This is a genomic window from Streptococcus sp. HMSC078H03, assembly GCF_001808655.1.
GTDB classification, from domain to species: Bacteria; Bacillota; Bacilli; order Lactobacillales; family Streptococcaceae; genus Streptococcus; species Streptococcus salivarius_G.
This window is the reverse complement of the sequence record NZ_KV794123.1, coordinates 1-12,994: the sequence shown is the minus strand read 5'-3', so window position 1 is coordinate 12,994 and position 12,994 is coordinate 1. Positions and strand designations below refer to the sequence as shown.

The following is a 12,994-nucleotide window of genomic DNA, read 5'->3' as shown; positions in this document are numbered from 1 at the left end:
AAACTGATGTTTTCAACCGTCGTGGAATTGAGATGTAACCGTTTATTAATCTTTTTTATCATCAATGGATAAGTTTTTTTGGTACACTAGAAGTATGAAAAAGGAGAGTATTATGAAACAGAGCCAGGCTAAAAAGCGTGACAATGCGATGACTAATAAGATTTTGATGGGGTTGATTGCTCTCGTCTTAGGTTTGCTTTTTCTTGAGATTTTAATTGTTCATAGTAAGAACGAACAGCAAAAGAATGCCTCGAACCAGGTACAGACAGCACGTATCATGGCTAATGGGGACTTGCTCTATCATGACGGTCTCTATATGAGTGCCCTGCAGGCAGATGGCAGCTATGATTTCACGGAGAATTTTACTTATGTGAAGCCGTGGTTAAAGCAGGCTGATTTGGTTTTGGGTGATTTCGAGGGAACGATTAATCCTGATTATCCTTTGTCAGGCTATCCTCTGTTTAATGCTCCTCAATCAGTGACAGCAGCTATTAAGGATGCTGGTTATGATGTTATGGATTTGGCCCATAATCATATCTTGGATTCTGGTTTAGAGGGAGCTTTTACAACGGCTGATGCTTTTAAAAAAGTGGGAATTGATCCTATTGGCGTTTACGAAAAGCCGGTGCGAGACAAGGCACCACTTCTTATCAAGAATGTTAATGGTATCAAAGTTGCAATACTTTCCTATGCTTATGGTTACAATGGCCTAGAGTCGAACTTGACGGATAAAGAGGTTGCAGACCACTTATCGAATTTGGATGAAAAACGTATGAAAGCCGAGATTCAGCGTGCCGAAAAAGAAGCGGATATCACGGTTATCATGCCTCAGATGGGTGTTGAATATCGTTTGGAACCGACAGATGAACAGGTTAAACTTTATCATAAGATGATTGATTGGGGTGCCGATATTATCTTTGGAGGTCATCCTCATGTGGTAGAACCTTCTGAGGTGGTTAAAAAGGATGGACAGCAAAAACTTATTATTTACTCAATGGGGAATTTCATTTCTAACCAGCGCATAGAGACTATGGATGGTGTGGATAGTGCAGAGTGGACAGAGAGAGGTGTCTTAATGGATGTCACCCTTGAGAAAAAGAATGGTCAAACCACGATTAAGACGGCTCAAGCACATCCGACTTGGGTTAACCGTACGCCTAAAGGAACAAGTTCGCCAGAGGGATACCCTTTGTATACTTACCAAACTTATATTTTAGAGGATTTCATTAAAGGTGGTAAATATAGAAATAAACTGGATGAAGAAACCAAAGAGCGTATAGATACTGCTTATAAAGAAATGAATGCCCATGTTAATTTAAAATGGAAATAAAGCTAAGATATCGCCTGAATTTGGCGATATTTTTTTGTTTATCGACAAGTTACCCACAGACTTATCCACAGGTGTGGAAAAGTCTGTTGATAGTGTTGAATCTTGATTTTTCAAGGTTTTATAAGAAAGATATTATTTAGGTTGTGAACAAGTTTATCCACAAGTAGTTGGGGCAAAGAGAGGATATTTTCATAAACGATATTAGTTAAATTCCTCGGAAACATTCGTCTTTTTCAAGAAAAAATATGCAAATTTCATAAAAAATAGCATTTTTAATCAAAATATGCTAAAATTATACAAAATAAAATGATGGAGGCTTCTCATGAAAGCGATTATTACAGTTGTAGGTAAGGACAAATCAGGTATTGTTGCGGGTGTTGCGACTAAGGTGGCAGAACTTGGCTTGAATATTGATGATATTTCTCAAACAGTTCTTGATGAATTCTTTACCATGATGGCGGTTGTATCATCAGAAGACAAACAAGATTTTACACACCTACGTGCTGAATTGGAAGCCTTTGGTGAGTCATTGAACGTTAAAATCAACATCCAAAGTTCAGCGATTTTTGATGCGATGCACAACTTGTAAGATAGGAGTAGCTTAAAATGGATATTAAACAGGTCACAGAAACCATTGCCATGATTGAGGAACAGAATTTTGATGTTCGTACCATTACCATGGGAATCTCACTCCTAGACTGTATCGATTCAGATATCGATAAGGCAGCTGAAAAAGTATATAACAAGATTGTATCTAAGGCTAAGGATTTGGTAACTGTTGGCGACGAGATTGCGGCTGAACTTGGTATTCCGATTGTTAATAAACGTGTATCTGTTACTCCGATTTCAATCATCGGTGCGGCAACAGATGCTACAGACTATGTACCTTTTGCGAAGGCGCTTGACCGAGCAGCTAAGGAAATCGGCGTTAACTTTATTGGTGGTTTCTCTGCGCTCGTTCAAAAGGGTTACCAAAAAGGTGATGAGATTCTTATCAATTCTATTCCACGTGCGCTTGCTGAGACTGATTTTGTCTGTTCGTCTGTTAACATTGGTTCAACAAAGACTGGTATTAACATGACAGCAGTACGTGACATGGGGCGTATCATCAAAGAGGCTTCTCAGGAAGATCCAATGGGTCCAGGTAAGTTGGTTGTCTTTGCCAATGCGGTTGAAGATAATCCATTTATGGCAGGTGCCTTCCACGGTGTTGGTGAGGCTGATGTTGTAATCAATGTTGGGGTTTCAGGTCCTGGTGTTGTGCAACGTGCAGTTGAGAAAGTTCCAGGCGAAAGTTTCGATGTTTTAGCTGAAACAGTTAAGAAGACTGCCTTCAAAATCACACGTGTTGGTCAGTTGGTTGGTCAAATGGCCAGTGAACGTCTTGGTGTCGAGTTCGGTATTGTGGATTTGTCTCTTGCGCCAACACCAGCAGTTGGTGATTCAGTAGCCCGTGTCCTTGAAGCGATGGGTCTTGAAGTTGTTGGTACGCATGGTACTACTGCAGCTCTAGCCCTTCTTAATGACCAAGTTAAAAAAGGTGGTATCATGGCATGTAACCAAGTTGGTGGTTTGTCAGGTGCCTTTATTCCAGTTTCTGAAGATGAGGGTATGATTGCGGCTGTTAAATCTGGTCATATCAACCTTGAAAAATTGGAAGCTATGACAGCTATCTGTTCTGTTGGTCTAGACATGATTGCTATTCCTGCTGATACGCCAGATACTACAATCGCGGCCATGATTGCTGATGAAGCGGCTATCGGTGTTATTAACCAGAAAACAACAGCTGTTCGTATTATTCCTTATGGTAAGGAAGGTGACATGCTGGAACTTGGAGGTCTTCTTGGGTATGCACCGGTAATGAAGGTAAACAAAGCTTCATCGGCTGACTTCATTGCGCGTGGTGGTCAAATCCCAGCTCCTGTTCACAGCTTTAAAAACTAAACGGATGATAAATGCTTTGCCAATTGGTAAGGCATTTTCTGATGGTCTCGCTGGCTAGATAGTCGAGGGGATTTGTGCTATAATGAATTCAAAAATGACGGAAAGAAGGGGCACTATGAGTAAGGTTAAGTTGTATATTGCAAGACACGGCAAAACCATGTTTAACACCATTGGTCGTGCACAAGGTTGGTCTGATAGCCCATTGACCCCATTCGGTGAAGAAGGTATTCGTGAATTAGGGGTAGGTCTGAAAGCAGCAGGTATTCCTTTTAAAGCTGCATATTCTAGTGATTCAGGTCGAACGATTCAAACTATGGATATCATTTTGCGTGAGACGGGTTTAGAAACTATTCCCTATAAACGTGACAAACGTATTCGTGAGTGGTGTTTTGGTAGTTTAGATGGTGGCTATGATGGTGAACTTTTCTACGGTGTGCTACCGAGAACAGATGCTTTTCAAGGTAAGGAGTTACATGAGGTAACTTATCCTGAACTTGCACAAGGTATCCTTGATGTGGATACGGCTGGTTGGGCAGAGTCTTGGGAAGTGCTCAGAAAACGTATTATAGAAGGGTTTACAGCTATTGCTGAGGATCTTGAGAGGTCTGGTGGTGGTGATGCTATCGTCGTTAGTCACGGTATGACTATCGCAACTTTTGCATGGTTAATTGATCCTTCTGTCGAGCATCCTTCATTGGACAACGGTTCGGTTACTGTTGTTGTTTATGAAAATGGTAAATTTACATTAGAAGCACTTGGCGATATGACTTATCGTCAGGTTGGGCGAGAGATAATAGAAAAAGAAAATGGTAAAAAATAACTATCCAAGTCGCCGTCAGGCGAAAAAGCAAACCAACTGGTTTTTGGTTATCAGTAGTGTCTTGATTGCAGTCCTTTTAGTTGCAGCAGGACTTTATTCTGTATTTGGTGTCAATCGTACGGTTCAACAAACCAATAGATCGTCGGTAATAAAAGGTAGTAAGCAAGCTACCGATGTGACTCAAAGCAAGGATACAAAGGGACTACCTGATGTATCGCCTAAAGACTGGGAATTGCTTTTGGTAAATCGAGATAATAAGTCTAAAGAACTTAATCCTGAGATTGTTGATGTCGATGGTGTTTCTGTAGATGCGAGAATTGCTAAGAATGTTAAGGAGTTTTTAGCAGCTGCTCAAGAAATTGATCCAAGTTACCACTTGATATCAGGTTATCGTAGTGTTGCTTATCAGACAGAACTTTATAACAGTTATGTTCAGCAGGAAATGGCTGCTGACCCAAGTTTGACGGAGTCTCAGGCGGAGAAAAAGGTTCAAACCTATTCACAACCACCAGGAGCGAGTGAACACCAGACGGGTCTTGCGATTGATATGAGTACTGTAGATAGCTTAAATGAAGCAGATCCAGATACAGTAGCTAAAGTCAAAGAGTTGGCGCCGAAATATGGCTTTGTTCTTCGTTTTCCAGATGGTAAAACATCATCAACTGGTGTAGGCTACGAGGATTGGCATTTCCGCTATGTTGGTAAAGAGTCGGCAGAGTATATGACTGAACATAATCTTACTTTGGAGGAATATTTGGCATTATTAAAGGAGAAAGCTAAGTGAGACGACGTTTTAAACTAAAAGCCTTCATTACCTTAGTTGTTGTTTTTGCTTTAGGTATTCTCTTACCTTTGATTCTTCATGCCTCTACAGATGATAATGCTCGTGCGGTAAAGGTTGCTTACACACAGCAAGAATTTATTGAGACCTTAGCTCCAACAGCTCAAAAGATGTCTAAAAACTATGGTGTACCTGCGTCTATTCTCCTTAGTCAAGCTGCATATGAGTCAAATTATGGTAGCAGTCTTTTATCTGTTAAATATCATAACATCTACAGTCTCCCTGCTCAGCCAGGTCAAGAACGTATTCGTTTAAAGGATAGTATCTACAGTAAAGGGAAATGGCAATACCAAAAGGTGGATTTTGCAGTTTTTAAGGATTGGTCAAGTTCTATGATGACTTATTTAGAAGAACTTCGCCAAGGAACATGGGGCGAGTCGACCTATAAAGAGGTAGCAGGAACGACTAGTTATAAAGTTGCGGCAGAAAAACTACAAGCTGCGGGTTTTAGCAGTGATCCAGATTATGCCAAACACCTCATATCTATTATTGAGACCTATCATTTGTCAAAATATGATTGATAAGATTAGAGTGCCTCTGAGGTGCTCTTTTTTTGCTTTTCTAGGTCTTAAGATGTATTTTTAGCACTCTTATTATAAGAGTGCTAATTTTTTGGTTTTTTGGGTTGACATGTTCAAGTTTAGGTGTATAATAGAATCATAAGTTAGCAGTCGATGTGTTAGAGTGCTAATAAATAGAAATGAGGTGACATCGTGATTACGCAAAGGCAAAACACTATTTTGAATTTGATAGTTGAGATGTTCACTCGTACACATGAACCGGTTGGTTCTAAAGCATTACAAGAATCAATTGATTCGAGTTCAGCGACCATTCGTAATGACATGGCCAAGCTTGAAAAAATGGGCTATCTTGAAAAAGCTCATACTTCTAGTGGGCGTATGCCAAGCCGAGCAGGTTTCCAGTATTTCGTCGCTAATTCTTTGAATCTTGATACGATTGATGAACAAGATGTTTATCAAGTGGTCAAGGCCTTTGATTTTGAAGCCTTTAAACTTGAAGATATCTTGGATGCAGCGGCGAAGCTGCTGGCAGAAATGACAGGATGTACAGCAGTGATTCAAGATGTGGAACCGACACGACAACGTCTGACTGGATTTGACATTGTTCATCTATCCAATCACGACGCTTTAGCGGTTCTTACTCTAGATGAATCTAAGCCTGTGACAGTTCAATTTGCTATTCCAAAAAATTTCTTGTCTAGTGATTTGGAAATTCTTCATAAGCTTGTTCAAGAACGTTTTTTAGGAAACACTGTCTTAGAGATCCATTACCGATTGAGAACTGAGATTCCTCAGATTGTGCAAAAGTATTTCAAGATAACAGATAATGTTCTAGATTTGTTTGATTATATCTTTTCACAACTTTTTAAGGAATTGATTTTCATCGAAGGTAAGGTTGCATCACTGACTTATGCCGACTTAAAAACCTATCAATTTTTGGACAATCCACAACATGTGGCACTTGAGCTTCGATCAGCTATCTCCGATGATGAAGTGACCAAGATTTCGGTTGCAGAATCAACTGAAGAAGCGCTTGAAAATGTCACAGTTATGAGTCATAAATTCCTAATTCCTTATCGTGGGATGGCACTCATGCATGTGATTGGTCCAGTTGAAATGGATTATCGTCGCATGGTTAGTTTGGTCAATGTTATTAGTAGAGTTTTGGTTATGAAGTTGACGGATTATTACCGTTACCTCAATAGTAACCATTATGAAGTTAGCTAAAATATAACATTTAAAAAGTATAGAAAGAGGTGTATGCCTTGACTGAAGATATTAAAAAAGAAGACGTGAAAGAAGAGGAAGCTACGGAGACAACTGAAGAAGTTGTAGAGGAAGTAAGCGAACCTTCTGAACTTGAAGAAGCCCAAGCGCGTGCCGAAGAATTTGAAAACAAATACCTTCGTGCCCATGCAGAAATGCAAAACATTCAGCGACGTGCAAATGAAGAACGTCAACAATTGCAAAAGTATCGTAGCCAAGATTTGGCAAAAGCGATTTTGCCATCACTTGATAACCTTGAACGTGCTCTTGCCGTTGAGGGCTTGACTGATGATGTCAAAAAAGGTTTGGAAATGGTGCAAGAAAGTTTAGTGCATGCTCTTAAAGAGGAAGGAATTGAAGAAATTCCAGCTGATGGTGATTTCGATCATAACTTCCACATGGCAATTCAAACAATGCCTGCAGATGATGAACATCCAGCAGACACGATTGCACAAGTTTTCCAAAAAGGATATAAACTCCACGAACGCGTCTTACGCCCAGCCATGGTAGTTGTATACAACTAGGATACAAAGTCCGTAAAAGCTCACAGTAAAAATAGGAGATTGACGAAGTGTTCGATGAACACAAGGAAATCTATCTTTTTTACCCAGAGCTTAGGGCGTGTTCAACTAGGCAATTCTGACGGTTGCTGAAGCAACTCGTCAGAAAACGGCAAGCGCCATAGCGATTGCCTAGCCTCCTTACTAACTCGTCGTCAAAATAAAATCGATTTCGACTTCTTGTGTCGTAACATAATTGAAAACTTGTCCGAAATGACAGAAAACTATGAATGAAAGATAAAAAAAGCAAAATAGAAATTAAAGTAAAAAGGGGAAAAACATATGTCTAAAATCATTGGTATTGACTTAGGTACAACAAACTCAGCAGTAGCAGTTCTTGAAGGAACTGAATCAAAAATTATCGCAAACCCAGAAGGTAACCGCACAACTCCATCTGTTGTGTCATTCAAAAACGGTGAAATCATCGTTGGTGACGCTGCAAAACGTCAAGCAGTAACAAACCCAGATACAATCATCTCTATCAAATCTAAGATGGGTACTTCTGAAAAAGTTTCTGCAAACGGTAAAGAATACACACCACAAGAGATTTCAGCTATGATTCTTCAATACTTGAAAGGTTATGCTGAAGATTATCTTGGTGAAAAAGTAACTAAAGCAGTTATCACAGTTCCTGCTTACTTCAACGATGCACAACGTCAAGCAACAAAAGACGCTGGTAAAATCGCTGGTCTTGAAGTAGAACGTATCGTCAACGAACCAACAGCAGCAGCTCTTGCTTACGGTTTGGATAAGACTGATAAAGAAGAAAAAATCTTGGTATTCGACCTTGGTGGTGGTACATTCGACGTATCTATCCTTGAACTTGGTGACGGTGTCTTTGACGTGTTGGCAACTGCAGGGGATAACAAACTCGGTGGTGATGACTTTGACCAAAAAATCATCGACCACATGGTTGAAGAATTCAAGAAAGAAAATGGAATCGACTTGTCAACAGACAAGATGGCTCTTCAACGCTTGAAAGATGCAGCTGAAAAAGCTAAGAAAGACCTTTCTGGTGTTACTTCAACACAAATCAGCTTGCCATTCATCACTGCTGGTGAGGCTGGACCTCTTCACTTGGAAATGACATTGACTCGTGCGAAATTCGATGATTTGACTCGTGACCTTGTAGAACGTACGAAAACTCCAGTTCGTCAAGCCCTTTCAGATGCAGGTTTGAGCTTGTCAGATATTGACGAAGTTATCCTTGTCGGTGGTTCAACTCGTATCCCTGCCGTTGTAGAAGCTGTTAAAGCTGAAACTGGTAAAGAACCAAACAAATCAGTTAACCCTGATGAAGTAGTTGCCATGGGTGCTGCTATCCAAGGTGGTGTTATTACTGGTGATGTCAAAGACGTTGTCCTTCTTGACGTAACTCCATTGTCACTTGGTATCGAAACAATGGGTGGAGTGTTCACAAAACTTATTGACCGCAACACTACTATTCCAACATCTAAATCACAAGTCTTCTCAACTGCAGCAGACAACCAACCAGCCGTTGATATCCACGTTCTTCAAGGGGAACGCCCAATGGCAGCAGATAACAAGACTCTTGGACGCTTCCAATTGACTGATATCCCAGCTGCACCTCGTGGTATTCCACAAATCGAAGTTACTTTCGATATTGATAAGAACGGTATCGTATCTGTTAAAGCTAAAGACCTTGGAACTCAAAAAGAACAAACAATTGTCATCCAATCTAACTCTGGTTTGACAGACGAAGAAATTGAAAAGATGATGAAAGATGCTGAAGCAAATGCTGAAGCAGATGCAAAACGTAAAGAAGAAGTAGATCTTCGTAACGAAGTTGACCAAGCTATCTTTGCGACTGAAAAAACAATCAAAGAAACAGAAGGTAAAGGCTTCGACACAGAACGTGATGCTGCTCAATCAGCTCTTGATGAACTTAAGAAAGCTCAAGAATCAGGCAATCTTGATGACATGAAGGCTAAATTGGAAGCTCTTAACGAAAAAGCTCAAGCTCTTGCAGTTAAACTTTACGAACAAGCTGCAGCAGCACAACAAGCTCAAGCAGGAGCAGAAGGTGCACAAACAGCAGATAACTCAGGCGACGATGTTGTAGACGGAGAGTTTACTGAAAAGTAAGATGTAAAGTCCATTAAAACCTCACAGTAAAAATAGGAAGATTTTTCTTTTTCACCAAGAGGTTAGGGTGTGCTCAGTTCGGTAAGGTGTTGAGCTTAGCTAGTAAATGATAAAAAGAAATCCAGAGGTTGCAAACCAGCCTCTGTTTTTCGCTAAAATAAGTGAAGTGAATATAAGATATAGTTTTACTTCGTATCGTAACAAATATAAAATAGAAAGGAACAAAGAGTGTTCGTCGTTGAACACGGGCTAGGGATTAAGCCAAAAAGATAGTTGGTTTCAAGGGACTAGGTGTTCATCTTCAAAACTATTACTTTGGCTTTCTCCATTAGATGCCCTTTGTATCTAAAATTATGAACAATACCGAATATTACGATCGTCTTGGGGTATCTAAGGATGCCTCTCAAGATGAAATTAAACGTGCCTATCGTAAGATGTCTAAGAAATACCACCCAGACATTAATAAAGAACCGGGTGCGGAAGAAAAATATAAAGAGGTTCAAGAGGCCTACGAAACTTTAAGTGATGACCAAAAACGTGCAGCCTATGACCAATACGGACCAGATGGTGCGAATGGTTTTGGTGGTCAAGGAGGCTTTGGTGGCTTCGATGGTGGTGCAGGCTTTGGTGGCTTTGAGGATATCTTCTCTAGCTTCTTTGGTGGTGGTGCTACTCGTAACCCGAATGCTCCACGTCAAGGTGATGATCTTCAGTACCGTGTCAACCTAAGCTTCGAAGAGGCGATTTTTGGTGCCGAAAAAGAAGTTCACTACAATCGTGAAGCAACATGTAAGACATGTTCGGGATCTGGTGCAAAACCTGGCACAAGCCCTGTAACTTGTGGTCGCTGTCATGGTCAAGGGGTTATCAATGTCGATACGCAAACACCACTTGGTATGATGCGTCGTCAAGTAACCTGTGATGTCTGTCATGGAACAGGTCAAGAAATTAAAGAGCCATGTCAAACTTGTCACGGAACAGGACATGAAAAACAAAGCCACAAAGTATCTGTCAAGATTCCAGCAGGTGTTGAAACAGGTCAACAAATCCGTCTTGCAGGTCAAGGTGAAGCTGGTTTCAATGGTGGTCCTTATGGAGACCTCTTTGTAATCATCAATGTTAATCCAAGCGATAAGTTTACTCGTGATGGATCAACAATTTACTATACACTTAACATTTCCTTTGTCCAAGCTGCTCTTGGTGATACTGTCGAAGTACCAACAGTTCACGGAAATGTTGAGATGACCATTCCAGCAGGGACTCAAACAGGCAAAACTTTCCGTCTAAAAGGAAAGGGGGCTCCACGTCTTCGTGGAGGTTCACAAGGAGACCAACACGTTACAGTTAAGATTGTAACTCCTACGAAGCTAAACGATGCTCAAAAAGAAGCTCTCCTTGCATTTGCCAAAGCAAGTGGTGATGAAAAAATCGCACCACAGAAAAAAGGTTTCTTCAATAAAGTAAAGGATGCCTTAGAAGATTTATAAAGGAAGGACGTTGAAGGCGTCTTTTTCTTTATTTCGAAAATTGTATGGGGTCAGTTGCTAATCGACCTACTTCTTATCCTTGAAAAAATCTGATATGATAATCTTATGGTTAGATACAAAGCGACAATTTCCTATGATGGTACACTTTTCTCAGGTTTTCAAAGACAACCAAATGCACGTTCTATTCAAGAAGAACTTGAAAAGACTCTCTTACGGTTAAATAGCGGAACACCTGTCACCGTTCATGGAGCGGGTCGTACAGATGCAGGTGTTCATGCCTATGGACAAGTTATACACTTCGATTTGCCCCAGGAGCGGGATCCAGAGAAGTTACGTTTTGGTTTAGATACACAATGTCCAGATGACATTGATGTTGTTAGTATTGAACTTGTATCAGAAGAATTTCATGCACGATACAATAAACACAGTAAAACCTATGAGTTTCTAGTAGATGCAGGGCGACCTAAGAACCCCATGATGCGTAATTATGCGACCCACTATCCCTACCCTCTAAGTTTAGCACCTATGCAGAAGGCTGCTAAGGATTTGGTCGGTACACATGATTTTACAGGCTTCACAGCTTCAGGAACTTCTGTAGAAAATAAAGTACGCACAATTACTCAGGCTAGTGTATCTATCGATGAGAAAACTGGATTTTATATCTTTACTTTTTCTGGCAATGGTTTTCTCTATAAGCAAGTTAGAAATATGGTCGGTACCTTGTTGAAGATTGGCAATGGTCGCATGCCTGTTTCACAAGTTAAGACAGTGTTGGAAAGTCGTGATCGTAATCTCGCAGGACCAACGGCAGCAGGAAATGGATTATATTTGAAGGAGATAAGATATGAGTGATGAATTGATTTTAGCGATTTCAGGGAATGATATTTTTAGTGGTGGCGGACTTCATGCAGATTTAGCGACGTTTACCACTAATAAACAGCATGGATTTGTGGCTCTTACCTGTTTGACAGCTATGACTGAGAATGGTTTTGAGGTCATTCCGGTTGATACTAATGTTTTTAAACAACAACTTGACTCACTAAAAGATGTCCCATTCTCAGCAATAAAAATTGGTTTGTTGCCTAACGTTGAAATCGCAGAATTAACGTTGGATTTTGTTAAAAAACATTCTGATATTCCAATTGTCTTGGATCCCGTTTTAGTATGTAAGGAGACTCATGACGTTGAAGTTTCTCAACTACGTGATGAATTGGTTAAATTTTTCCCTTATACCACGGTTATCACTCCGAACTTACCTGAAGTCGAACTGCTTATAGATAGAAAGGTTAAGACTATTGATGACATGAAGCATGCGGCTAGCTATCTCAATGAATTAGGTGCTAAGACTGTCGTTGTCAAAGGTGGAAATCGCTTGGATGGTAATAAAGCGATAGATGTCTTTTATGATGGAACAGACTACAAATTGTTTGAAGAAGCTGTGCTGGATAAAAATAATACCGGTGCAGGATGTACATTTGCTTCAAGTATAGCTAGTGAATTAGTTAAAGGATGTTCAGAAACTGAAGCTGTGGCAAATGCTAAAGCCTTTGTTTATGAATCAATTAAACAATCAAATGAATTTGGAGTAGTTCAATATGCAAAATAAGAAAACAAAAGAGCTAACATTATTAGCTATCTTAACTGCTTTATCAGTGACCTTTGGATTCGTAGCTAAAATTCCGACTCCAACAGGGCTTTTAACTTTGGTAGATGCAGGAATCTACTTCACATCCTTCTATCTTGGCAAGAAAGAAGGAGCAATTGTAGGAGGATTATCTGCATTTTTGATAGATTTGCTATCATCTGCTCCGCAATGGATGTTCATTAGTTTGTTAATCCATGGTGCACAAGGTTATTTTGCTGGATTTAAAGGTAACTATCGTATCCTAGGCCTTCTGATTGCTACAATTGTGATGGTGGGTGGCTATGCACTTGCTTCAGTATTTATGTATGGAACAGGAGCTTCAATCGCAGAAGTGATTCCTAATTTCTGCCAAAACGCTCTCGGCCTAGTCGTTGGATGGGTATTGTATCAAGGATTCAAAAAGGTTCAATCTAAAAAAGATTAATAGCTTTACTAAAATCCTATTGACAAGTATTGATTTGGATGTTAAGATAT

The 12,994-nt window shown here is 40.0% G+C and carries 13 protein-coding genes; all 13 read left to right on the top strand.

The window, feature by feature from the left end:
• Window positions 1-112 precede the first annotated feature (112 nt).
• On the top strand, window positions 113-1,330 hold the full coding sequence (locus tag HMPREF2607_RS09750; RefSeq protein ID WP_014633796.1) for a CapA family protein: 1,218 nt from the start codon (window positions 113-115) through the stop codon (window positions 1,328-1,330).
• Between the two features lie 322 nt (window positions 1,331-1,652).
• The gene (locus HMPREF2607_RS09745) at window positions 1,653-1,919 is read left to right on the top strand and encodes an ACT domain-containing protein (RefSeq protein WP_002886390.1); all 267 of its coding nucleotides are present in this window, start codon (window positions 1,653-1,655) and stop codon (window positions 1,917-1,919) included.
• A 17-nt stretch (window positions 1,920-1,936) separates the two neighbouring features.
• Window positions 1,937-3,274 carry a PFL family protein gene (locus HMPREF2607_RS09740; protein ID WP_037604034.1) on the top strand — a complete coding sequence of 446 codons (1,338 nt, stop codon included), beginning with the start codon at window positions 1,937-1,939 and terminating at the stop codon, window positions 3,272-3,274.
• Window positions 3,275-3,389: 115 nt separating this feature from the next.
• On the top strand, window positions 3,390-4,094 hold the full coding sequence (locus HMPREF2607_RS09735) for a histidine phosphatase family protein (RefSeq protein ID WP_021143458.1): 705 nt from the start codon (window positions 3,390-3,392) through the stop codon (window positions 4,092-4,094).
• Window positions 4,081-4,878 (top strand): M15 family metallopeptidase, encoded by a 798-nt coding sequence (locus tag HMPREF2607_RS09730; RefSeq protein WP_021143459.1) that lies wholly within the window; start codon window positions 4,081-4,083, stop codon window positions 4,876-4,878. The genes HMPREF2607_RS09735 and HMPREF2607_RS09730 overlap by 14 nt, the downstream gene beginning before the upstream one ends.
• Window positions 4,875-5,456, top strand: coding sequence for a glycoside hydrolase family 73 protein (locus tag HMPREF2607_RS09725; RefSeq protein ID WP_004182173.1), 582 nt, complete (start codon window positions 4,875-4,877; stop codon window positions 5,454-5,456). The genes HMPREF2607_RS09730 and HMPREF2607_RS09725 overlap by 4 nt, the downstream gene beginning before the upstream one ends.
• 192 nt (window positions 5,457-5,648) lie before the next feature.
• The gene (gene hrcA, locus HMPREF2607_RS09720; RefSeq protein WP_021143460.1) at window positions 5,649-6,683 is read left to right on the top strand and encodes a heat-inducible transcriptional repressor HrcA; all 1,035 of its coding nucleotides are present in this window, start codon (window positions 5,649-5,651) and stop codon (window positions 6,681-6,683) included.
• A 38-nt stretch (window positions 6,684-6,721) separates the two neighbouring features.
• The gene (gene grpE / locus HMPREF2607_RS09715) at window positions 6,722-7,246 is read left to right on the top strand and encodes a nucleotide exchange factor GrpE (protein ID WP_021143461.1); all 525 of its coding nucleotides are present in this window, start codon (window positions 6,722-6,724) and stop codon (window positions 7,244-7,246) included.
• A 318-nt stretch (window positions 7,247-7,564) separates the two neighbouring features.
• Complete coding sequence (gene dnaK / locus HMPREF2607_RS09710) at window positions 7,565-9,388, top strand: molecular chaperone DnaK (RefSeq protein ID WP_070476865.1); 1,824 nt, start codon at window positions 7,565-7,567, stop codon at window positions 9,386-9,388.
• 353 nt (window positions 9,389-9,741) lie between these two features.
• Window positions 9,742-10,875 (top strand): molecular chaperone DnaJ, encoded by a 1,134-nt coding sequence (dnaJ, locus tag HMPREF2607_RS09705; RefSeq protein WP_002886399.1) that lies wholly within the window; start codon window positions 9,742-9,744, stop codon window positions 10,873-10,875.
• 105 nt (window positions 10,876-10,980) lie between these two features.
• The gene (gene truA, locus HMPREF2607_RS09700) at window positions 10,981-11,727 is read left to right on the top strand and encodes a tRNA pseudouridine(38-40) synthase TruA (RefSeq protein WP_021143462.1); all 747 of its coding nucleotides are present in this window, start codon (window positions 10,981-10,983) and stop codon (window positions 11,725-11,727) included.
• Window positions 11,720-12,481 (top strand): bifunctional hydroxymethylpyrimidine kinase/phosphomethylpyrimidine kinase, encoded by a 762-nt coding sequence (locus HMPREF2607_RS09695; RefSeq protein ID WP_021146694.1) that lies wholly within the window; start codon window positions 11,720-11,722, stop codon window positions 12,479-12,481. Before truA ends, HMPREF2607_RS09695 begins: the two co-directional genes overlap by 8 nt.
• Window positions 12,471-12,944 carry an ECF transporter S component gene (locus HMPREF2607_RS09690; RefSeq protein ID WP_021143465.1) on the top strand — a complete coding sequence of 158 codons (474 nt, stop codon included), beginning with the start codon at window positions 12,471-12,473 and terminating at the stop codon, window positions 12,942-12,944. Before HMPREF2607_RS09695 ends, HMPREF2607_RS09690 begins: the two co-directional genes overlap by 11 nt.
• Window positions 12,945-12,994 lie beyond the last annotated feature (50 nt).